This window comes from uncultured Endozoicomonas sp. (genome assembly GCF_947495845.1).
GTDB lineage: Bacteria > Pseudomonadota > Gammaproteobacteria > Pseudomonadales > Endozoicomonadaceae > Endozoicomonas.
Map to the genome: position 1 here is coordinate 72412 of NZ_CANMAO010000014.1, position 20335 is coordinate 92746.

Below are 20335 nucleotides of genomic sequence, written 5' to 3' on the forward strand. Positions count from 1 at the left end.
GTGCCGGAAGAATGATCGCTAAAACATCATTCTTCCCTGTTTATACCCGTTGCCTTTCAGGTTGCTACTTTTTGCTTACTTGCTACCGCGCAGCAATTTGAAACCCTTTGGGTATACATGTCTGATCAGAAAACAAGCGACAATGCTAATCGTATCAACGTCTTTTTGGTGTCCAGGCCCAGATCATTTCTACTTTAATGGGCTCATTGCCGGCATCGTCCGTGACTGTGCAAGGAACAGTAATTTCACCTTTTTCAATCGTTCTTATGCTGTTCATCTGTTCATCTGTCAGGTGTGCTTTTGCAGTAATGTTACCGGATGAGCGTTTCACAAAATCTACGTGCATGGATTTAATGACAGGCACTGCTGCATCGGGCACGTTCATTCCCACAATCAAGCCGGTTGCAGTTTCAGCAGCTAATACCATACCACAGGCGTGAACACTGCCTATATGGTTCTGATTGCGTTTCAGGTTTTTAACAATGATGACGCTGTCGCGCTCGGTCAGCTTTTCGATGCGAGTTCTAGTGGTGCCAACAAGTTTAATTGTTCTTCCCAGAAACTTGCTGATCAGCCATGGCCGAAGACTCTCGGGAACCTTGCTAAACATGCTGATTCCCCGGCTCATACGGTTTGCCATGGGTGACTCCTGCTTTTTGTGATTATTCTTGATGGAGTGGAGATTACATTTTGTTACTGAAAACGGCAACGACACATGAAAAAGCGTATGCCGTTACGATGTGGCAGTTCAGAAAAGGGAGTGACACAGAAAAAGCAACTTAGATGACATAGTGCTTTTGCAGGTACTCAATATGTGGCGGCAGAGTCAGGGCGTTAGGGCGAAGACCTTGTACCATTGTTTTTACTTCTGCCCACGGCATACCACTTTCCAGAAGCAAAATGGCTGCCATCAGGCCTGTACGGCCTGAACCGCCTTTACAATGAATGACAATAGTCGCTTTTTTATCAAGCAGGTCTAAAAGATCGATTTTTGCTTTGGCAAAAGCCGAGTCAAAGGCTGCTTCTGGTGAGCGGTCATCTTCAATAGGCAGCTGGAACCACTGCATGCCTAAAGCAGTTGTGGAATCACCAAGCATATCAACGGTCAAATCTGCGATTTCGGCATCAGGCAGCGTGGTTACGATTGCATCCGCACCCGCACTTTTCAGAGTTTGCAAGGAGCTTTCCAGCGGTTCAGATGTTGTGCCGGGGCAAGGCGTGAAAAGTAATGTAGCGCCATTTGGGAGAGCCAGGCGATCAAAAGGGTGGGAGGACATTTTATAACTCCAGATAAACAACATAAGCAGGATAACTTCTAGGAGGCTGACCGAGAATAGGTTGCCCTACGCGGCAACTGCTCCTGCGTTGCTCTAGCTCCTGAATCCATGCAGTCGTGCGGTGGTAGTAAATTGGTCTGAAAATTCTGTTTTGTTCAGCAAATAGCACCACTATTCACTTCACAAAACAGAATCATCATCCTCAATTTTCTACCATCCTCGCTACGGGCGCTATTCTCGGTCAGCCTCCTAGCCACCTGCCGAGAAAACACAAACACTTATTGCCTTAGGTTTTAATCGGGAGTATCGTCCATCGTCAATTGACGATCAATAGGTTTTAGCGATGACTGAATGCCTTACAACACTCGACGGCATTCAGTTTAACGAAGCCGAAGAGAAAGAATTGGCCAGTTTTGCCAAAGCGCTTGGGCACCCGGCAAGAGTCAGATTGCTGAAGATATTAGCTGGGCGTGTATGTCTTGGTTCTGATCTGGTTGATCAACTTGGACTGGCGCAATCCACAGTGTCAGAGCATTTGCGTATATTGCGGGAAGCCGGGCTGGTGGATGCGAAAGTGACCCATCCCAGAACCTGCTTCAGTCTTCGTCCTGAAGCATTGGAGAGAATTCGACAGTTACTTGGGGATCTATACTCTTTGTAATTGTACGCTGTAATTGCACGACAACAGCCCGGCGTTGCTTGTAATGACAATACCGGGTTATTTTTTAAAATCTTTAATCGTCTTTCGACGATATTCGATGAAAGATTTTCGAAGCAGAGTAGAAGGTAATCTGTCATGGGTATATTTGAACGTTATTTAAGTGTCTGGGTGGCACTTGCCATGCTGGCAGGGTTGGCTGGTGGTTCGCTGTTCCCGAGTGTATTTACGACTCTGGGTGGCTTGGAGTATGCCAACATCAACTTTGTGATCGCCGTGTTGATCTGGCTGATGATCTATCCAATGATGATGCAGATTGATTTTACGGCGGTAAAAAACATCCATCGTCGTCCAAAAGGGTTGATCGTGACTCTGACGGTTAACTGGTTGATTAAGCCATTTACTATGGCGCTGCTGGCTATTGTCTTTATGCGTTATATTTTTGGTGATTTCACCGGGCTGATTTCGCCAGAACTGGGTAACGAATACATTGCCGGTATGATTTTACTGGGTGTTGCGCCTTGTACGGCGATGGTCTTCGTCTGGAGTCAGCTGACCCGTGGTGATGCAAACTACACACTGGTTCAGGTGGCAGTGAATGACCTGGTCATGGTCGTTGCTTTTGCACCAATTGCTGCTTTCCTGCTGGGTGTGACTGATGTGATCGTACCTTGGGAAACTCTGTTTCTGTCCGTGATTCTGTTTATCGTCATTCCATTGATTGCAGGATTGCTGACCCGAAAAGCATTGCGCTCTAAGCAGGCGCTGCAGAGTTTTGGTGGAAAGATTAAACCGCTTTCCATCTTCGGTTTGATTCTGACCGTGGTTCTGCTGTTTGGTTTTCAGGCGCCACGCATTCTGGCGAACCCTGTGGACATCGTACCGATCGCGATCCCCCTGATTATTCAAACTGTGCTGATTTTCGCCATTGCCTACTTCTGGATGTATAAGTGGAAAGAACCGCACAGTGTTGCGGCGCCTGGCGGCATGATTGGTGCGTCCAACTTCTTTGAACTGGCAGTAGCGGTTGCCATCAGCCTGTTTGGTCTGAACTCTGGTGCAGCACTGGCGACAGTGGTGGGTGTTCTGGTGGAAGTGCCTATCATGCTGGCGTTGGTGACTTACGCTAATCGTACTCGTAACCTGTTTCCGGTTACTCACGCAGATTGATTAAGATTTTGCTGAATCAAAGGCTCTTTATCGCTTAAAGAGCCTTCACTCCCAAACTTATAACGTCCTGAGCTCAAGTTTTTCTGAAGTGGTGGTTTCTGGCTAGATATTTCTATATTTTTAGAATAGTAGTTGAGTTTTGTTTTTGATGAATCTATTATGCGCTCATCGACATATATTAGAGCTGATGACCACGGATTCGACGTTATGTGGCATAGGGTTATCAGCAAAGGATTTTTTTAAGTTTATATTTCTATTTTTCTGGAATTATTGATATGAGTATACAACAGCAGATAACCGATTTTATCGGGCCGGTGATTAAACCGGCTCTGGAATCCAGTATCGGTGCTGACATGGCACAGAATCTGGTAAATGCCCTGGGAACGTTTATCTTCCTGGCGGGTGAGTTGACCATTTTGTTCTTGGTCGTCAGCTTTATCATTGGCGTTATTCTTGAGTACATGCCGGCGGAGAAGATTCAAAAGATCCTTGGTTCCAAAGGGGGTAAAGGCTACGTTTCAGCGGGTTTACTGGGCGCTCTTACGCCGTTCTGCAGTTGCTCAACCATTCCTATGCTGACGGGTCTTCTGAAGGCTCGGGCAGGTTTTGGTCCAACCATTACCTTCCTGTTTACCTCGCCACTGATGAACCCAATCATTATGGGGTTGTTGCTAGCTACCTTCGGCATGAAGGTTACCGTAATCTACTTCGCGATTGCGCTGACCGTCTCTGTGGCTGGTGGCTTTATTCTGGAGAAAATGGGCTTTGAGCGTTATGTGCGTAAAGAAGTGGTTTACGGTGAAGCTGCAGCAGCCAGTTGTTGTGATAGCAAACCAGCGCCTAAAACTAGCTGTTGCGATAGCAAACCTGCGGTAGAGACTAAAAGCAGCTGTTGCGACAGCACTCCAGCGCCTGCTGCATCCGGATGTGCAACGGCCTGTGGTGATAGCAAGCCTAAGAGTGATGATCGCTGGGCTCGTATCTGGGATGAAACCTGGAGCCAGTTCAAGAAGATTTTCCCGATTCTGATGTTGGGTGTGGGTATTGGCGCCTTTACTTATGGCTTTATCCCTGCGGACTTTATTGCTCAGTACGCAGGACCAGATAATCCAATGGCGATCCCATTTGCTGCAATCATTGGTGTGCCATTGTATATCCGTGCTGAAGCTGTGATTCCTCTGGCGTCTGCCTTGGCAGCCAAAGGGATGGGGATGGGAGCTTTGATGGCTCTGATTATCGGTAGTGCCGGTGCGAGTTTGACTGAGGTTATCTTGTTGAGAAGCTTGTTCCGTAACCCAATGATTATTGCTTTCCTGGTGGTGATCTTTGCGATGGCGATCTCTGCTGGCTTTGTGATGACCTTTATCTGATTTTATTGATGTGTAAGGAAAAGGCTGACCCTGAAAGGTCAGCCTTTTTTGTTAGGAGTATGCAGAATGTCGTCGGTAAACGAGCTTGAAATGTATGCAAGAATACTTAAAGAACTTGGTCACCCAGCGCGTTTAGCTATTTATAAAAGATTGGTTAAAACTGGCGAAGCAGGGCTTTCTGTGGGGGATTTGCAGAAAGAGCTGAACATCCCTGGATCTACACTATCTCATCACCTCTCGGCACTTATCTCAGCTGGGCTTGTCCGTCAGGTGCGGGCTGGAAGAACGCTATTTTGTATCCCGCAGATTGAATTGTTTCAGCAGCTGCTTGGCTTTCTGTATGAAGAGTGTTGCTCTGATGCAGCCTGAATTCAGTTATTTATAGCCTATAGTTATTAAAGTGTTTTTTCTGAATAGATAGCATCATCTGAGTCAATTGTTAGCAGTGCTGACCGGTTGGTTAGGTGTTCAGAAGCAAAAGAGTGCTAGTTTTAATGCTATCTTTTCTAACATTATGATTTTTAAGACAAAGTTAGACTAAAGGCTAAGCGATAAATGGAATAGCCGCAATAACAGGATGTTAAGCGATGAGTATTACTTTGCAGAATGATACAGTCATCCTCACTGGATTTGACCGCTTCCGGTATAAGCCTCTGTCAATCCCAAAAAACTTGTGGAAACACCGAAAAATCTACTTAAACCTCACTCAGGTTGAGAGTTATATCGAGAAGCATCCCAAGACTAGGCTAACCAAAAAATTACAGAGTATGGTTGTCAGACCCAGCCTTAAGATTCATCTGTCTGAGATAAGTTTTGATAAATGGAAAATAGTAGACGGCAATTTCCCTTGGGAAAGCACCACTTTGCTCAAGCAATTTATCAATGCCTTTTCAAAAGAGTTGGAGGGTGGAAAACTAAGCTTGAATAAGGTTGTTCAGCGGCTGCAATTATTCAATCTTTTGACTGTGCAATTCGAGAATGAAGTATGGGATATGCAAGATATTCATGATCGCTATACCGGTCTTCAGGTTGCTGAAATATTGCGCGGTAATCTGGTAAAGGCAACCGAGAAAGTGGTAAACCAGATTAATGCATTGTCTTTTGGTTATTCAGGGAAGAAGGCCGCTATCAACTCTCAAAAATTACATGACCTTGTCGACCTATGTAATCCCGGTAGAGCTATTAAGCAGATGCGCTCGTTCATCAATCGTCAAAAAATCGAAGAGTTTCAGAAAGAGAGTGATCCAAAGTTCAAGGAATTTATGTTGCGCCGATGGGTGAGCGACTATGGTTCAGTACGACGTTATGAAGTCTTGGCTAAATCACTATCAAGCAATTCCAATGAAATTTTACGTAATGCTGGAGATCGCTGGTTGAAAAAATCAGCTAAAGCGTTTGACTATGTGCATAACCAAATTTTCCCAGAGGCATTGTTCGAAACCAGGGAAAATGATCAAAAGGAGAGTAACTTTGTTCGGGTAGAGGAAGAAGGCAAGACAAAGTGGATTAAAGCGCAGGACGACACAATAAAAGGAAAAAAATTGGAAGTTGATTTTCGCGATACTGCGGGCATGAAAGCTCAAAGAGATCAAGAAATTGCGGATATGGATATCGGTTCATCATGGCAGTACAAGTTTATTTATAGATCATTGATGCAGTACTGTACAGAGGCAGGCTATAAAGAGGGAGAGTTGTATAAAATCCTTATTGAGCGGCTAAGTTTGTTAAAGGGTAAAGATACAAATACTCAGACAGCAAAGCTTTTCAGTGATTTTAAGAACGCTTTGCAATCCTTAACGGGGGCTAAACCATCATGACTGAATAGATTTAAACGCCAAGAGTAATTGCATAAGAATGCAATTACTCTTTTCGGGCTCAGCTTTTCTTCTTCATATACGTTCTGACACCCCCAAAAATAGCCGCAGCAATTAAACCAGCCAGCAACAAGTGGTCAGGTTCTGTCACTTGATGCCAGATAGATGACATCACAGAACCACTGGAATGATCTCCCTGATGGGCCATAACATGGCTGGAAAGCAGTGAAGCAGCAAGGCTCGTAGAAAGCAGTTTTATTTTCATTATGATTCTCCAGTTAGTGCTTGTATGAATGAAAGTTATACGGCTTCTGCCGTTTCAGGCATCTTTGCTTCCAGCATGCCTTGATCAATGATGAAATCGATAATCTCTTTAACCCCTTTTTCCGCTTTTAGATTGGTAAAAAAGAAAGGTCGTTCACCACGCATTTTTTTTGCATCCCGATCCATAACCTCAAGTGATGCGCCTACAATGGGAGCCAGATCGGTTTTATTAATAATCAGCAAATCGGAGCGAGTGATGCCCGGACCACCTTTACGGGGTATTTTGTCGCCGGCAGACACATCGATCACATAAATCGTCAAATCAGAGAGCTCAGGGCTGAAAGTAGCGCTTAAGTTATCACCGCCAGATTCCACCAGAACCAGTTCCAGCCCTGAATGGCGTTGGCAAAGTTCATCCACGGCAGCAAGGTTCATGGATGCATCTTCACGGATGGCAGTGTGTGGGCAGCCGCCGGTCTCAACACCAATGATGCGATCTTCATCCAGTGCTTCGTTGCGCATTAAAAACTGAGCGTCTTCTTTCGTATAAATATCGTTGGTGACAACCGCCAGATTGTAATAGTCCCGCATGGCGGCACAGAGCTTGGTCAGCAATGCTGTTTTGCCAGAACCTACAGGGCCACCGACGCCTACTCGCAGCGTTTGCGGGGTTCGAGTTGTTCTGTTAAGAGTCATTATTCTTATCCTTTTTCTATCAGGTTACGATCGGAACAACCGGGAATACTGATGCTCGTGCCAGCTGCTGGCCATGGTGTAGTGCATCATGTTGTTGCCAATCTCATGATCGTTCAGGGAATGAGCCGCATTCAGTGCGCCATCCATTTCATGGGTCAGTCTTTTCAGAATATGCTGGGCATCGGTTTGCCCAAGGGGCACTGCTTTTGTCGCGGCTGTTACCTGATTTTCACACCAGGACCACAGCAAACCAATGACGGCACTTTGCTCATCAATACTTCCCAATAGACTGGACAGTGAAAACATCGAGCATTGGGTGGGTGTGATCAGCCAGTCGGCTCTTGGCTCATCGGGGTACATGGATTTCACCCAGGTACAGAATGCTCTGCCAACCTGACAATCTTCGTCGTATAACTCTTTAGTCTCACGAAAGGCCAGTAGCGTGTCATTCCAGAAAATAACCTGCTCTTGATCATGGTTTTTCAAGGCACGATAAAGGCGCAGAAAAACCGGCACGTCGAGTTTTGCCATGCCCTGTAGCATCAATTCACTGATCCAGTCACCAGTGGTTTGCCGGTTATGGCACCACTGTCGGTCAATGGCTGTTTCCAGCCCCTGAGAATAGGCGAATGCACCCACCGGCAATGCCGGGCTGGAGAGGTGCAGCAACCCCAACAGTGACTCAGTGGTGATGCTCATGGTGATGCTCTTGAGGGTCGTGTCCGTGCTGATGGGTATGACCTTTGGTATAGGCGCCATTTTCTGGCTCAAAAGGCGCTTCTGCGTGACTGACTTCCAACCCCAGAAGCACCACCATTTCATCCAGCACATGATCAATTTGAAAACGAAGCCAATTGTCGCCTATTTGCAGAGGTACGTGACGATTACCTAAGTGATAACAGGCTCTGGCAAATAGCAACGGGTCGTTGCAGCGAGCAGTAGTAACGGCTTCATTCGCTGCGGTGACTCTGATCACCTCTCCGGTTTCGGCTTGTAGCAGAGTGCCGTCACGCATGACTTCGCCACGTTCAATGAAAATACCAGCTTGCTGACCATTTCGGGTGATTGCCTTCAAGCGTCCACGCTTACGTTCATCGAAAGGGAGCAGAAGTTCATCACTGTAATGGCTGCTCGCTTCCGAAAGGCGTTCGGTAAACTTCAACATAAACGATCCTGTTTGAATAATTGTTTAGAAAAGGAAATAGCGCTGAGCAAGGGGCACAACCTCAAGCGGTTCACAGGTGAGCAGCTCACCATTAGCTCGCACTTCATAGGTTTCCGGATCCACTTCCATCTCTGGCTGCCATGTATTCAGTACCATGTCTTTCTTTTTTACTGTGCGAGTGCCTTTCACTGCGGAGAGCGTTTTCTTCAAACCCAGCTTTTCACCAATCTCGGCATCCAGAGCGGCCTTGGAAACAAACGACAGTGAAGTAGCGGCTGCAGCCTGTCCCATGGCCGCAAACATCGGCCGGTAGTGAACGGGTTGCGGTGTTGGAATAGATGCGTTTGGATCTCCCATCGGTGCTGTTGCAATCGCACCACCTTTCAGAACCAGAGAGGGTTTGGCGCCAAAGAAAGCGGGTTTCCATAACACCAGATCCGCCAGTTTGCCCGGTTCAATAGAGCCCACCTCATGGGCGATACCGTGAGTCAGTGCAGGATTGATTGTGTATTTAGCGACGTAACGACGGGCACGAAAGTTATCCACTTCCGCCATTGCATCTTCAGGCAATAAACCACGCTGGACTTTCATTTTGTGGGCGGTCTGCCAGGTTCTGCTGATCACTTCGCCGACTCGGCCCATGGCCTGGGAGTCGGAAGCGATCATGCTGAATGCACCAAGGTCATGAAGAATGTCTTCTGCGGCAATGGTTTCACGGCGAATTCGTGAGTCTGCAAAAGCGACGTCTTCAGGAATATTTGGATCAAGATGATGGCAGACCATCAGCATATCCAGATGTTCATCAACGGTATTGATGGTGTAAGGTCTTGTGGGATTAGTAGACGATGGCAGTACATAGCTTTCACCGCAGGCCTTGATAATGTCCGGAGCATGGCCACCGCCAGCGCCTTCGGTGTGATAGGTATGGATAACCCGTCCTTTGAAAGCGGCCAGAGTGTCTTCCACAAAGCCTGATTCATTCAATGTATCGGTATGAATTGCTACCTGAATGTCGTATTTCTCGGCAACGGTTAGACAACAGTCGATGGAGGCCGGCGTTGTGCCCCAGTCTTCATGAAGTTTTAACCCCATAGCGCCGGCTTGCACTTGCTCTTCCAGTGCTTCCGGCAAACTACCGTTGCCCTTACCCAGAAAGCCAATGTTCATTGGCAAATTGTCAACCGCTTTCAACATTGTGCTGATATGCCAGCTGCCCGGAGTACAAGTCGTGGCGTTGGTACCCGTCGCTGGGCCTGTGCCACCGCCGAGCATGGTGGTGACGCCAGACGTCAGCGCTTCGTCAATTTGTTGAGGGCAAATAAAATGTATGTGAGCATCAACACCGCCAGCAGTCACGATCTGCCCTTCCCCTGCAATCACCTCGGTGCCAGGACCGATAATGATATCCACACCTTCCTGCACATCCGGATTACCGGCTTTACCAATGCGCTCGATGCGTCCGCCTTTGATGCCAATGTCGGCTTTTACAATGCCCCAATGGTCAAGAATCAAGGCATTGGTGATGACAGTATCCACGACAAACGCTTCTGGTTGCTGGCTCTGTCCCATACCATCGCGAATCACTTTTCCGCCGCCAAATTTCACTTCATCGCCATACACGGTGAAATCTTTCTCAGGGCTGATAAATAACTCTGTATCACCAAGGCGAACTTTGTCGTTTATGGTTGGACCAAACATATCCACATAGGTTTGCCGATCCATCAGGGTTTTTGTCGTGATGTCATGGTCGTTTTTCATTTCTGCTCTCCCCGAAGCTTGCCCATAACGTCACCACGAAAACCATAAATCTGCTGTTTACCGGCATAGCGAACCAGCTCAACTTGTCGATCCTGTCCCGGTTCAAATCGAACAGCGGTACCTGCTGGAATATTCAGTCGAAATCCCAAAGTCTGCTCACGCTCAAATGAGAGTGCAGGGTTGGTTTCGTAAAAATGATAGTGCGAACCTACCTGAACCGGGCGATCACCAGTGTTCGCGACAGACAGCATGAAGGTTTCACGACCGACATTGATTTCAATTGGCTCTGAAGAGGCAATCAGTTCTCCGGGTATCATGTTGATTCCTCAAGCAATTGGATTATGGACAGTGACCAATTTGGTACCGTCAGGAAAGGTGGCTTCCACCTGAACCTCAGGCACCATTTCGGGAATGCCTTCCATCACCTGTTCACGACAAATGACTTCTCTACCCTCATTCATTAACTGGGCAACGGTTTTTCCATCCCTTGCTCCTTCCATAATGTGCATGGAGATCAGAGCAATGGATTCCGGATAGTTCAGTTTCACGCCTCGATGTAAACGACGTTCGGCAACTAGTGCAGCGGTATATAACAGCAGTTTGTCTTTTTCTCTTGGAGTCAGTTCCATCAGTGCATCCTGTTTCTTTTTGTATTAATCAAGTGTTCCAGATTCGGGGGCGACAGCCGGAACGACCGTTGAACCGTTCCCTTTCCTGCTCCCATAGCCAAGTGAAGATATTTCGTGCCTGTTCTGATGAGTCGCCAAGATATCGGGCGATAAATACGCCTGCACGCCAGGTGATCGCCGTGACGTGATGCCATTCTTTTTCTTCGAGCAGGCTGTGGAGTGTGGATAAGTCTGGCGACTTATCCCGGGTCATTAACAATGTGCCAAACACGGTGTGCCCGTGAAGCCCCAACAAAGAATTGGTAAACGACGAGGCTGCATCAAAATGAAGCCTTTCAAGGTAAATAGGTTTTTGATCACGGGTGATTCGGAGATTCTGCGTCAACTGTCCTTGAATAAACTGTTCACCACTGGCAGTTCGGCCCAGACAGACAATGTCCCAGCCGGCATAGAGCCCATTACCAGAGAGCTCGATCTGGGTATTCAGCTCAGCAATGGCACCATTAAACAAAATGGTTTCCTGAGGCAGCCACTCCATAGAACCGTTTTCGCTCACAGAAATTTCAGTGATTTGCTTTTGTAGTTGACCATTGCCGTTGAAATACACTTTGCCCGCAGCTGGCGTTGTGACTAACCCTTTGGCGCCTTTGCAAACCGAAAACTGTTGCACAAGCTCATCACCAGCCACCAAACCTCCTGGTGGATGAAGGATGTACAGGTGAGCGAGATCTTTGCCCTCCGGCCAAAAAGGGCGTTGAATTCGCAAAGGACCGTAATGGCTGGTTTTCCCCAGACGTGTGTATTCATTAATTTGTTTTAGTTCAGCGGAAATGCCGGCCTTCCACCCGATTGACGTAACAGGCTGATGTTCACTCAGACCAACATGGTCGTTGTTATGAGCTTCGGTGAGTAAGTGCATTTATTCGCCTTGGTGTGCTTGTACTGAAAGCAAAGCAAAACCAATGCCATGCCCTGCAATGCGGCGTGGTGCACAGGGTCTGTTGACGTTTCGTTGCGTCCTCAGCGGATCATACCCACGGGTATGGTCCGCCCTTCGGGTGACACAGAAAAACGCCACCCGCTTTGTCAGGCTTGCTTGGCGTAGAATGCTACGCACGGCGCAACCCTTTCGCGCGCTTGACGTTTTTCTGAGTCACTGAGTCTCGCAACGAAACGTCAACAGCCCCTGGGGTTGTCAATAATGGTGCAACTGCTTTGCCTTGATTTGGTGCGCCGATAATTTATACCCGCGTTGGGCGCCCTAAAATAAGGCGAGGGCGTGATTGCTCCATATAAATGCTTTGTTTCGATGGAATTTGCTCCTTTATTGTATGGGGGCGGGTACTGGCATACCTCTTGCTATTTTTGTTCAGGAATTAATCAGAACAACAAACAGAAAGAGAGGGAAACATGAAAACGAAAATAAAAAAAATTTCCAGAAGTCTGATATGGGCGTCCGTTGCGACCGCTTCTTTGTCGTTCTCTGCTATGACGCAGGCTGCAGATACCATCAAGGTGGGAGTGCTTCACTCACTGTCCGGCACCATGGCGATCAGTGAAACCACATTAAAAGACACTGTTCTTATGATGGTGGAAGAACAAAATAAGAACGGCGGTATTCTTGGAAAGAAACTGGAAGCTGTGGTTGTTGATCCTGCATCAGATTGGCCTTTGTTTGCAGAAAAAGCCCGGGAGCTTTTGGTAAAAGAAAAAGTGGATGTGATTTTTGGCGGCTGGACTTCCGTGTCCAGAAAGTCAGTACTGCCAGTAGTTGAAGAGTTGAACGGTCTGATGTTCTATCCGGTTCAATATGAAGGTGAAGAGTCATCCAAAAACGTTTTTTATACCGGGGCAGCACCCAATCAGCAGGCGATCCCTGCGGTTGATTACCTGATGAGCGAAGAAGGCGGCAGTGTTGATCGTTTTGTACTGGCGGGCACTGATTACGTTTACCCAAGAACCACCAACAAGATTCTTGAGTCTTATCTGAAAGCCAAAGGCATCAAAGACGCAGACATCATGATTAACTACACGCCGTTTGGTCACTCTGACTGGCAGACCATTGTTTCAGACATCAAAAAATTTGGTAATGCCGGTAAGAAGACTGCGGTTATCTCCACAATAAACGGCGATGCCAATGTACCGTTTTATAAAGAGCTGGGTAATCAGGGCGTATCCGCTGAAGACATTCCGGTGATTGCATTCTCCGTGGGTGAAGAAGAATTGTCTGGTATTGATACCGGTCCACTGGTTGGTCATCTGGCGGCCTGGAACTACTTTATGAGTGCTGAAAGTGATGCCAATGATGAATTTATCGACGCGTGGCAGGCATTTATCAAGGATGAAGATCGAGTGTCTAACGACCCAATGGAAGCCACATACATTGGTTTCAACATGTGGGCTGAAGCCGTTGAAAAAGCGGGAACCACCGATGTCGATGACGTTCGCTCTGCCATGTATGGAATTTCTGTTCCTAACCTGACGGGTGGAACTGCGGTTATGAATACCAACCATCACCTGACCAAACCTGTACTGATTGGTGAGATACAAGACGATGGTCAGTTTGAAATTGTTTGGGAAACCAAAGGCGGCGTGATTGGCGATGCATGGACGGATTTCCTGCCAGAAAGCTCAAAGATTGTTGCCGACTGGTCAGCGCCAGTGCAGTGCGGTAACTACAACTTGGAAACCGGCGTCTGCTCCGGCCAGAACTACTGATTCAACAGTGAATACCCAAAGTATTTTAAGTTGCTACGCGGCGGCAACCGAGTGAGTCCCCATGAGCCTACGAGTAGTAGGTGATTGGGGTGAGTGAGCGTTGCCAACAAAGTAGCAGCTTGAAAGACGACGGGTATAGTTGCACTCCCATTGTCCCCGTGGGGGTGTGACTAAATACTCTAAGGATGTTATATGAATCAGAGTGTCTCTCAACTCATTCAACGATTACTTGGCAGCATGCTGTTGTTATTGCTGTTACTAGTATCCCAACCGGGCTTTTCATTAACCACAGATAAACTCGAACCGTTGCTTAAAAAAAGCACCTGGTCACAGTTAGAGCAGGTAGTAATTTCCCTGACCAACGAAGGCAGTGACGCGAGCCAGACAGTTTTGGAGCATTGGCTAAATGGCCGTCTGTTTGTTGTAAAAAAGCAAAAGCAATTGGTGTATGCAGAGAAAACACCGGAAAAGAAATACCGAATTTACGATTTATTGTCTTCTGATGAATTGGGAACGGTAAAGAAAAGAGCCTTAAAAAAAGTGCGCATCAATAACCAACTTCGTTCTGTTTTGAAGACAGCGCTGGCGTCGTGGGATCTGAAGTCAAAAAATCCTGATACGCGAAAGAAGGCTATTTATGCCAGCCTGAAAACCCTTGATAATAAAACACTGAATGCTTTCCACGTCATGAGAGCTAACGAAAAAAACAAGAAGGTGCTGTCAGCGCTCGACGTTGCTTTATCCCTCCATACTTTTCAGACTGCGAAGGGGGCTGCTCAACTTGAGGCTATTCATGTACTGACGGATTTCAATCATCCCTATGTTCGGTCTGAGCTGGCGGCCTCGTTGGCGGATACCAGTAGTACCGAACTGGCGCAGTCTATCCGTGTCGCGCTGGCAGAAATCGATCAACGACAGCAATACTATGGCATGGCAGAAAGTGTCTTTTTTGGTTTGAGCCTTGGTTCCGTTCTATTGCTTTCTGCGATTGGTTTAGCGATTACTTTCGGTGTCATGGGCGTTATCAATATGGCTCATGGTGAGATGATGATGCTGGGGGCATATACGACATTTGTTATTCAATCTGTGTTTCCGAACTTAATTGATCAATCATTGTTTATTGCCATTCCCATGGCATTTTTGGTGGCCGGTGCTGCTGGCGTGCTGATTGAACGGTTGGTAATACGACACCTTTACGGCCGACCGCTGGAAACGCTGCTGGCGACGTTTGGTATCAGCTTGATTTTGCAGCAGGCCGTAAGAACGATTTTTTCTCCCCTGAACCAAGAGGTAGCAACACCTTCCTGGATGAGTGGCTCATGGATTATTAATGAAGCACTGTCGTTAACCTGGAACCGTCTTTATATCGTTGGTTTTAGCCTTCTGATCTTCTTCGCCTTGTTGTTTGTTATGCGTTACACCCGCTTTGGTCTGAATATTCGAGCAGTGACCCAGAACCGTGCCATGGCTAGCTCCATGGGTATTCCTACGGGAAAGATGGATGCGCTGACATTTGGCCTTGGTTCCGGGATTGCCGGCGTTGCCGGTGTAGCCCTTTCCCAGTTAACCAATGTGGGGCCAAACCTTGGTCAGAACTACATTATTGATTCGTTCATGGTGGTGGTTTTTGGTGGCGTTGGTAGCTTGTGGGGCACATTGGTGGCAGCCATGGGGCTGGGGGTTGTGAATAAATTCCTTGAGCCCTGGGCGGGCGCTGTGGTCGCTAAAATTCTGGTGCTGGTATTTATTATTCTGTTTATTCAGAAAAGGCCGAGGGGGCTGTTTGCTCTTAAAGGTCGGGCGGTTGAGGGGTAAGAAATGGAGAATAAATGGAGCAAAGGTTGGCTTACCCGACTGCTATTGGAAGACCGTGCTGGAAAACTTCTGATGTCGTTTGTGTTTGTTGTCACGACAGTGGTTGTTTTGTTGAATACCTTGATGCCGGAAAGTTCGGCGCTGCACGTCAGTAATTACACGGTAACGCTGCTGGGCAAATATCTTTGCTATGGGCTCTTGGCGTTGGCATTGGATCTGGTTTGGGGCTATTGCGGTATTCTCAGCCTTGGCCACGGTGCTTTTTTTGCCCTGGGCGGTTATGCCATGGGCATGTATCTGATGCGCCAGATTGGTGATCGAGGCGTCTACGGGAATCCGGAGCTGCCGGATTTCATGGTGTTCCTGAATTGGCAGGAACTCCCTTGGTACTGGCAAGGGTTTGATTCCTTTGGTTTTGCCATGGTGATGATGGCTTTGGTGCCTGGGATTCTGGCTTTTCTATTTGGTTGGTTGGCGTTCCGCTCTCGGGTAACGGGAGTATATCTCTCGATTATTACTCAGGCGCTGACGTATGCATTAATGCTGCTGTTTTTCCAGAATGATTTTGGCTTTGGTGGTAATAACGGTCTGACGGACTTTAAAGACCTGCTGGGATTCAGCTTGCAAAGTGATGGCACCCGAGTGGTGCTGCTTATCAGTTCTGCTCTGGCACTGATGCTGGGATATGTTTTATGCCGCTGGCTGGTGAGCAGTCGTTATGGACGAGTACTGGTTGCGGTCAGAGATGCGGAAAGCCGGGTACGTTTTATGGGTTACCGGGTTGAGCATTTCAAATTGGTGGCCTTTACCGTTTCAGCCATGCTGGCGGGTATTGCCGGTGCACTTTATGTGCCACAGGTGGGCATCATAAATCCCGGCGAGTTTTCTCCTGTTAATTCCATTGAGCTTGTGGTCTGGGTAGCCGTAGGTGGCCGTGGCACGCTTTACGGTGCGGTGATTGGTGCCGTGGTGGTCAACTATGCCAAAACCTGGTTTACCGGCGTAATGCCCGATGCATGGCTGTTTGCCCTTGGGGCGTTGTTTGTGGTGACCACCCTCTGGCTGCCCAAAGGTTTGGTGGGTTTGTATCAGCAGGTGGTGGATTTCATTAAAACGCGCAGGCAATTAATGAGTAACAGGGAGTTAGTTGACCATGGATAAACATATACCCAACGACACTCTGCTTTATCTCAACAATGTGACCGTAAGCTTTGATGGTTTTCGTGCTCTCAATGAGTTGTCGTTTATGGTGCGAGAGAAAGAGTTGAGCGCCATTATTGGCCCTAATGGTGCCGGTAAAAGCACCATGATGGACGTGGTGACCGGAAAGACGCGTCCGGATTCCGGCGATGTGTTTTTTCGCGGAGATGTGGATCTTACCCGTTACGATGAAACCCAGGTAGCCAATATGGGCATTGGGCGGAAGTTTCAGAAGCCGTCGGTGATTGAAAGCCTGTCAGTATGGGAGAACCTCGAGTTGGCGCTGTCTGGAAGGCGTTCGCCTTTTGCTTCCATGTTTGGCAAATTGAGCTCACAAGGTGCTGCCAGAATTGATGAAGTGATGGAACTGATTCGCCTGTCTGATCGAAGAGAGTGGGCTGGCGAATCACTGTCGCACGGCCAGAAACAATGGCTGGAAATCGGCATGTTATTGCTTCAGGAGCCGGAACTGTTGCTGGTGGATGAACCCGCTGCGGGCATGACGGATGAAGAGACATTCAGAACGGCAGACTTGCTGAAAGCGTTAGCAAAAGAGCGCAGCGTTGTGGTGGTTGAGCATGATATGGCGTTTATTCGTGCCTTGGAATGTCCGGTCATGGTGCTGCATGAGGGCAGTGTTCTGGCGACAGGTTCTCTGGATCATGTGCAGCAAAATCAGAAAGTCATCGACGTGTATTTAGGGAGGTAAACATGGACGGAGCATTGGAAGTACAGGGCGTTGATGTGTTCTATGGCGCCAGTCAGGCGCTGAAGTCTGTGTCGGTGAATGCCCGGAAAGGTCAGGTCACCAGTGTGATGGGGCGAAACGGCGTTGGTAAAACGACGCTTATGAATACCGTTGCCGGTAGAGTTAGCCCATCCAATGGGAAAATTCTCTGGCAGGGAAAAGATATTGCGTCCACAGCCGCTCACACTCGTGCACGGCAGGGCATTGCCTATGTTCCCCAGGGGCGACAGATATTTCCATTGTTGACGGTGCAGGAGAATTTGGAAACCGGCTTTGCCTGTTTACCCCGTTCTCGGCGTCGGATTGATGCTGAAATCTTCGACCTATTCCCTGTGTTGCTGCAGATGCGCCATCGCCGGGGCGGCGATTTGTCTGGCGGTCAGCAACAGCAGTTGGCCATTGCCAGAGCGCTGATCACCAAGCCAGAGCTGTTAATTCTGGACGAACCGACAGAAGGCATCCAGCCATCGATTATCAAGGATATTCAGTCGGTGATTGGTATGTTGAGAGATCGTGGCGAAATGGCGATTTTGCTGGTGGAACAGTTCTTTGAATTTGCCCGGGATTTGGCTGATTCTTACGTGGTGCTGGATCGTGGTGAAGTGGCTTTGGCAGGAACCGGCGACTCCATGGATGAAGCCGCGGTAAGAAGGTTGATGACAGTATAATTACCCAATAATTGCCAGAGTGGTTTGCAAAATAATCAGGTTCACAATATCGATAAAGAACGCGCCGACAATGGGCACCACCATAAAGCCTTGAGGCGATGGGCCAAAGCGGTTAACTACAGTACCCATATTCATCACCGCTGTAGGCGTAGCACCGAGGCCAAAACCACAGTGGCCACTGGAGATGACTGCGGCATCGTAGTCTTTTCCCATCACACGAAAGGTAATGACATAGGCGAAAATAGCCATCATCACCGTCTGTGCTGCCAGAATGATCAGCAGTGGCACGGCTAAATCCAGAATATTCCAGAGTTTCAGACTCATCAGTGCCATAGCCAGAAACAAAGACAAAGAGACGGTGCCAAGAACGTCCACAGTTTCTACATCCAGCGTCTTGAGTTTGGTTACTTCAAGCGTATTGGTAATAATCACACCAATGAACAGGGCGTAAACAAAATCCGGGATGGTTAGCCAGGTAATGTTAAAGGAGTTCACCCAGATCTCGAGATACTTGGCACCAGCAACGCAGATTAACAGCACAAACAGGGTTTCAATGACTTTTTTGGACGTCACGCTCTCTTGCTCATATTCGCTGTAAGTCACCAGCTCCGGAAACTGTTCATGAATGGTCGGTGTATTGCCATAGATCGATTTAAGGTTGTTTTTTTCAACCAGTCGCTGGGCAACAGGGCTGCCAATAATCCCGCCCATTACCAAACCAAACGTTGCTGAGGCAATCGCAATCTCCAGAACATTTTCCATGCCATACATCGTGTGAAAGGTCTGAGACCATGCTGCGCCGGTGCCGTGTCCGCCAGAGAGGGTAATAGAGCCTGCAATTAGTCCCATTAAAGGGTCCAGGCCCAGCAGAGTCGCCAGGGTCAAGCCAAGGCCATTTTGCAGAACGATATAAATGGAGGCAAAAACCAGAAAGATAAATACCTTTCTCCCGCCTTTGATCATTTGGGTGTAATTGGCGGCAAGCCCGACCGTTGCGAAAAACATCAGCATGAAGGTGTCCTGAAGTGGCAGGTAAAACTCCAGATTAATGCCATTCACATGCAGGATGGCAATGACAATGCCGACCAGAAGGCCACCTACAATAGGTTCAGGAATATTAAATTGCTTTAACGTTTGAACCCTTGAGTTAATGCTATGGCCAAGAAATAAAACAAAAATAGCGATCAGGAACGACTCCAGAGCGCCTACCGAAATCAGTTGAGTCATTAAAACCTCTATTATCCCAGTATCTTCCGTAATTGAATAAAAATAATTTTATCTAACAAAGAAACTGAAAATTGATGGCTTTCAGTAAATTTACCCTTTGTCATAATTTACGGTGAAAATCGAAGGGTGATCTTATCTCATATTTCGTCTTACCAGCACAACACTTAATGAATAAATGTTTTGTTTTGGGAATATTTATTCCTTTATGTAATAAAGAGTGATTTGATTGACGAGTTAATTCGAAAATCTGATGCTTATCAAAGGCTGGTAATTGAAAAATAACTATTTATATTTTTTATTGTTCAATAGGGAATGATTGTTTATAGCAGGAAATATGAGATATTGCATATCAAACTCAGGATAGAATTATATTCAGAGAGCAGCTCTTCGTTGGGATTTTCAGGTGCATCAAAGGATTTATTAAAGTTTAATTGGTGAAGGGTTTTAGAATTGATAAATACAAGACCAAAGGCGGTTGAAGGCGGGAATAGTCAGCCTCACTACAGAAGCTATAAATGCTAAAGAAGTAGATTGTGCTCCCTTTAGAGCCAGAAATTCTTGATCTTTCTGTTCCAAGTCAAACGATGGAAATGGCCAAAAAATGACTGGAAGTATCCAGATGCTAATAAAGTACGATTGGCAAAAGCAGTTGAAATGGCAGCAATCTTTTTCAGAGTTTTTAATGAAAAAGGCGCTGCGATTCAATCCAAATAGTATATAGACTATTTCCTTTTCATTTTAGCTCTGCCCTGTACTGCTTTAAATTTTGGGTTTGATTTACAGATAACATATACACGACCACGGCGCTTTACTACCTGACAATCACTGCTACGATTTTTGGCACTTTTCAGAGAGCATAAAACCTGCATTATTTACCTCTCTTGAGACTAGATCTACCAAAACGTTTATTAAATTGGGCAACCCGTCCATCAGAGGTGCTGGTTTTCTGTTTGCCAGTATAAAACGGGTGAGAGTATGAAGAGACATCCAGCGTCATGTAGGGATAAGTCGTCCCATCAATTTCCATGGTGCGATCGGTCTCTGCCGTTGATCGAACCAAAATCAGTTTGTCTGCCCCCAGGTCGTGAAAAGCAACGGTACGATAATTGGGATGTATATTTTTCTTCATGATGTAAAACACTGTAATCGATAAATGTT

Annotated in this window: 23 protein-coding genes; 10 read left to right on the forward strand and 13 right to left on the reverse strand. The window is 47.1% G+C overall.

Annotated features, from left to right (window positions below; genetic code table 11):
- Positions 1 to 154: 154 nt before the first annotated feature.
- Together Q1B11_RS11060 and Q1B11_RS11065 are read right to left on the reverse strand one after the other, a co-directional pair.
- Positions 155 to 640, reverse strand: coding sequence for a DUF4442 domain-containing protein (locus Q1B11_RS11060; protein WP_299732217.1), 486 nt, complete (start codon positions 638 to 640; stop codon positions 155 to 157).
- 139 nt (positions 641 to 779) lie between these two features.
- Positions 780 to 1277 (reverse strand): tyrosine-protein phosphatase, encoded by a 498-nt coding sequence (locus tag Q1B11_RS11065; protein WP_299732220.1) that lies wholly within the window; start codon positions 1275 to 1277, stop codon positions 780 to 782.
- A gap of 343 nt (positions 1278 to 1620) precedes the next feature.
- On the opposite strand from Q1B11_RS11065, the gene Q1B11_RS11070 reads away from it, so the two are divergent.
- The 5 genes from Q1B11_RS11070 (at position 1621) to Q1B11_RS11090 (ending at position 6292) form a co-directional block, all read left to right on the forward strand.
- Complete coding sequence (locus Q1B11_RS11070; protein ID WP_299732223.1) at positions 1621 to 1938, forward strand: winged helix-turn-helix domain-containing protein; 318 nt, start codon at positions 1621 to 1623, stop codon at positions 1936 to 1938.
- A 135-nt stretch (positions 1939 to 2073) separates the two neighbouring features.
- Positions 2074 to 3105 (forward strand): ACR3 family arsenite efflux transporter, encoded by a 1032-nt coding sequence (gene arsB / locus Q1B11_RS11075; RefSeq protein WP_299732226.1) that lies wholly within the window; start codon positions 2074 to 2076, stop codon positions 3103 to 3105.
- A gap of 275 nt (positions 3106 to 3380) precedes the next feature.
- Complete coding sequence (locus Q1B11_RS11080; protein ID WP_299732229.1) at positions 3381 to 4475, forward strand: permease; 1095 nt, start codon at positions 3381 to 3383, stop codon at positions 4473 to 4475.
- 66 nt (positions 4476 to 4541) lie between these two features.
- Positions 4542 to 4844, forward strand: coding sequence for a metalloregulator ArsR/SmtB family transcription factor (locus tag Q1B11_RS11085; protein ID WP_299732232.1), 303 nt, complete (start codon positions 4542 to 4544; stop codon positions 4842 to 4844).
- A 218-nt stretch (positions 4845 to 5062) separates the two neighbouring features.
- A complete protein-coding gene (locus Q1B11_RS11090) occupies positions 5063 to 6292 on the forward strand; it encodes a hypothetical protein (protein WP_299732235.1) in 1230 nt (409 codons plus the stop codon).
- A 58-nt stretch (positions 6293 to 6350) separates the two neighbouring features.
- On the opposite strand, the gene Q1B11_RS11095 is transcribed toward Q1B11_RS11090, so the two are convergent.
- Genes Q1B11_RS11095 through Q1B11_RS11130 form a run of 8 tightly spaced genes read right to left on the reverse strand, consistent with a single transcriptional unit; the run spans position 6351 to position 11720 of the window.
- Positions 6351 to 6554 (reverse strand): hypothetical protein, encoded by a 204-nt coding sequence (locus tag Q1B11_RS11095; protein ID WP_299732238.1) that lies wholly within the window; start codon positions 6552 to 6554, stop codon positions 6351 to 6353.
- Between the two features lie 35 nt (positions 6555 to 6589).
- Complete coding sequence (gene ureG, locus Q1B11_RS11100; protein WP_299732241.1) at positions 6590 to 7249, reverse strand: urease accessory protein UreG; 660 nt, start codon at positions 7247 to 7249, stop codon at positions 6590 to 6592.
- A 24-nt stretch (positions 7250 to 7273) separates the two neighbouring features.
- Entirely contained in the window at positions 7274 to 7948 is a 675-nt protein-coding gene (locus Q1B11_RS11105) for an urease accessory UreF family protein (protein WP_299732244.1), read from the reverse strand.
- Positions 7932 to 8414, reverse strand: coding sequence for an urease accessory protein UreE (gene ureE, locus Q1B11_RS11110; RefSeq protein ID WP_299732247.1), 483 nt, complete (start codon positions 8412 to 8414; stop codon positions 7932 to 7934). Before ureE ends, Q1B11_RS11105 begins: the two co-directional genes overlap by 17 nt.
- Before the next feature lie 24 nt (positions 8415 to 8438).
- Complete coding sequence (gene ureC, locus Q1B11_RS11115; RefSeq protein ID WP_299732250.1) at positions 8439 to 10172, reverse strand: urease subunit alpha; 1734 nt, start codon at positions 10170 to 10172, stop codon at positions 8439 to 8441.
- Positions 10169 to 10489: an urease subunit beta gene (locus Q1B11_RS11120; protein ID WP_299732253.1), complete on the reverse strand. Its 321-nt coding sequence runs from the start codon at positions 10487 to 10489 to the stop codon at positions 10169 to 10171. Before Q1B11_RS11120 ends, ureC begins: the two co-directional genes overlap by 4 nt.
- 9 nt (positions 10490 to 10498) lie before the next feature.
- Positions 10499 to 10801, reverse strand: coding sequence for an urease subunit gamma (locus Q1B11_RS11125; RefSeq protein ID WP_067515394.1), 303 nt, complete (start codon positions 10799 to 10801; stop codon positions 10499 to 10501).
- A gap of 28 nt (positions 10802 to 10829) precedes the next feature.
- Positions 10830 to 11720 carry an urease accessory protein UreD gene (locus tag Q1B11_RS11130; protein ID WP_299732260.1) on the reverse strand — a complete coding sequence of 297 codons (891 nt, stop codon included), beginning with the start codon at positions 11718 to 11720 and terminating at the stop codon, positions 10830 to 10832.
- Positions 11721 to 12211: 491 nt separating this feature from the next.
- Between Q1B11_RS11130 and urtA the strand changes: the two genes are divergently transcribed.
- The 5 genes from urtA to urtE all read left to right on the forward strand — a co-directional run bounded on the left by urtA (position 12212) and on the right by urtE (position 17950).
- On the forward strand, positions 12212 to 13519 hold the full coding sequence (urtA, locus tag Q1B11_RS11135) for an urea ABC transporter substrate-binding protein (protein WP_299732263.1): 1308 nt from the start codon (positions 12212 to 12214) through the stop codon (positions 13517 to 13519).
- A gap of 192 nt (positions 13520 to 13711) precedes the next feature.
- Positions 13712 to 15334 carry an urea ABC transporter permease subunit UrtB gene (gene urtB / locus Q1B11_RS11140; RefSeq protein ID WP_299732266.1) on the forward strand — a complete coding sequence of 541 codons (1623 nt, stop codon included), beginning with the start codon at positions 13712 to 13714 and terminating at the stop codon, positions 15332 to 15334.
- Positions 15335 to 15337: 3 nt separating this feature from the next.
- On the forward strand, positions 15338 to 16495 hold the full coding sequence (urtC, locus tag Q1B11_RS11145) for an urea ABC transporter permease subunit UrtC (protein WP_299732269.1): 1158 nt from the start codon (positions 15338 to 15340) through the stop codon (positions 16493 to 16495).
- Positions 16488 to 17243 (forward strand): urea ABC transporter ATP-binding protein UrtD, encoded by a 756-nt coding sequence (gene urtD, locus Q1B11_RS11150; RefSeq protein ID WP_299732272.1) that lies wholly within the window; start codon positions 16488 to 16490, stop codon positions 17241 to 17243. The genes urtC and urtD overlap by 8 nt, the downstream gene beginning before the upstream one ends.
- 2 nt (positions 17244 to 17245) lie before the next feature.
- Positions 17246 to 17950 (forward strand): urea ABC transporter ATP-binding subunit UrtE, encoded by a 705-nt coding sequence (urtE, locus tag Q1B11_RS11155; protein WP_299732275.1) that lies wholly within the window; start codon positions 17246 to 17248, stop codon positions 17948 to 17950.
- Here the strand turns inward: urtE and gltS are convergent, their stop codons facing one another.
- The 3 genes from gltS to Q1B11_RS11170 all read right to left on the reverse strand — a co-directional run bounded on the left by gltS (position 17951) and on the right by Q1B11_RS11170 (position 20306).
- Complete coding sequence (gene gltS / locus Q1B11_RS11160) at positions 17951 to 19177, reverse strand: sodium/glutamate symporter (protein WP_299732278.1); 1227 nt, start codon at positions 19175 to 19177, stop codon at positions 17951 to 17953.
- A 722-nt stretch (positions 19178 to 19899) separates the two neighbouring features.
- Positions 19900 to 20046 carry a type B 50S ribosomal protein L36 gene (gene ykgO / locus Q1B11_RS11165; RefSeq protein WP_095210336.1) on the reverse strand — a complete coding sequence of 49 codons (147 nt, stop codon included), beginning with the start codon at positions 20044 to 20046 and terminating at the stop codon, positions 19900 to 19902.
- Positions 20046 to 20306 carry a type B 50S ribosomal protein L31 gene (locus Q1B11_RS11170; protein ID WP_067517523.1) on the reverse strand — a complete coding sequence of 87 codons (261 nt, stop codon included), beginning with the start codon at positions 20304 to 20306 and terminating at the stop codon, positions 20046 to 20048. The genes ykgO and Q1B11_RS11170 overlap by 1 nt, the downstream gene beginning before the upstream one ends.
- Positions 20307 to 20335 lie beyond the last annotated feature (29 nt).

What these genes read in the sequence shown, in the direction of transcription:
- Q1B11_RS11125 (WP_067515394.1), bottom strand. Translation starts at nt 10,801, where the DNA reads ATGGAACTGACTCCAAGAGAAAAAGACAAACTGCTGTTATATACCGCT.
- Q1B11_RS11095 (WP_299732238.1), bottom strand. Translation starts at nt 6,554, where the DNA reads ATGAAAATAAAACTGCTTTCTACGAGCCTTGCTGCTTCACTGCTTTCC.
- Q1B11_RS11090 (WP_299732235.1), top strand. Translation starts at nt 5,063, where the DNA reads ATGAGTATTACTTTGCAGAATGATACAGTCATCCTCACTGGATTTGAC.
- urtB (WP_299732266.1), top strand. Translation starts at nt 13,712, where the DNA reads ATGAATCAGAGTGTCTCTCAACTCATTCAACGATTACTTGGCAGCATG.
- urtA (WP_299732263.1), top strand. Translation starts at nt 12,212, where the DNA reads ATGAAAACGAAAATAAAAAAAATTTCCAGAAGTCTGATATGGGCGTCC.
- Q1B11_RS11170 (WP_067517523.1), bottom strand. Translation starts at nt 20,306, where the DNA reads ATGAAGAAAAATATACATCCCAATTATCGTACCGTTGCTTTTCACGAC.
- Q1B11_RS11130 (WP_299732260.1), bottom strand. Translation starts at nt 11,720, where the DNA reads ATGCACTTACTCACCGAAGCTCATAACAACGACCATGTTGGTCTGAGT.
- ureC (WP_299732250.1), bottom strand. Translation starts at nt 10,172, where the DNA reads ATGAAAAACGACCATGACATCACGACAAAAACCCTGATGGATCGGCAA.
- ykgO (WP_095210336.1), bottom strand. Translation starts at nt 20,046, where the DNA reads ATGCAGGTTTTATGCTCTCTGAAAAGTGCCAAAAATCGTAGCAGTGAT.
- Q1B11_RS11065 (WP_299732220.1), bottom strand. Translation starts at nt 1,277, where the DNA reads ATGTCCTCCCACCCTTTTGATCGCCTGGCTCTCCCAAATGGCGCTACA.
- gltS (WP_299732278.1), bottom strand. Translation starts at nt 19,177, where the DNA reads ATGACTCAACTGATTTCGGTAGGCGCTCTGGAGTCGTTCCTGATCGCT.
- Q1B11_RS11060 (WP_299732217.1), bottom strand. Translation starts at nt 640, where the DNA reads ATGGCAAACCGTATGAGCCGGGGAATCAGCATGTTTAGCAAGGTTCCC.
- Q1B11_RS11080 (WP_299732229.1), top strand. Translation starts at nt 3,381, where the DNA reads ATGAGTATACAACAGCAGATAACCGATTTTATCGGGCCGGTGATTAAA.
- Q1B11_RS11085 (WP_299732232.1), top strand. Translation starts at nt 4,542, where the DNA reads ATGTCGTCGGTAAACGAGCTTGAAATGTATGCAAGAATACTTAAAGAA.
- urtE (WP_299732275.1), top strand. Translation starts at nt 17,246, where the DNA reads ATGGACGGAGCATTGGAAGTACAGGGCGTTGATGTGTTCTATGGCGCC.
- arsB (WP_299732226.1), top strand. Translation starts at nt 2,074, where the DNA reads ATGGGTATATTTGAACGTTATTTAAGTGTCTGGGTGGCACTTGCCATG.
- urtD (WP_299732272.1), top strand. Translation starts at nt 16,488, where the DNA reads ATGGATAAACATATACCCAACGACACTCTGCTTTATCTCAACAATGTG.
- ureG (WP_299732241.1), bottom strand. Translation starts at nt 7,249, where the DNA reads ATGACTCTTAACAGAACAACTCGAACCCCGCAAACGCTGCGAGTAGGC.
- Q1B11_RS11105 (WP_299732244.1), bottom strand. Translation starts at nt 7,948, where the DNA reads ATGAGCATCACCACTGAGTCACTGTTGGGGTTGCTGCACCTCTCCAGC.
- Q1B11_RS11070 (WP_299732223.1), top strand. Translation starts at nt 1,621, where the DNA reads ATGACTGAATGCCTTACAACACTCGACGGCATTCAGTTTAACGAAGCC.
- urtC (WP_299732269.1), top strand. Translation starts at nt 15,338, where the DNA reads ATGGAGAATAAATGGAGCAAAGGTTGGCTTACCCGACTGCTATTGGAA.
- Q1B11_RS11120 (WP_299732253.1), bottom strand. Translation starts at nt 10,489, where the DNA reads ATGATACCCGGAGAACTGATTGCCTCTTCAGAGCCAATTGAAATCAAT.
- ureE (WP_299732247.1), bottom strand. Translation starts at nt 8,414, where the DNA reads ATGTTGAAGTTTACCGAACGCCTTTCGGAAGCGAGCAGCCATTACAGT.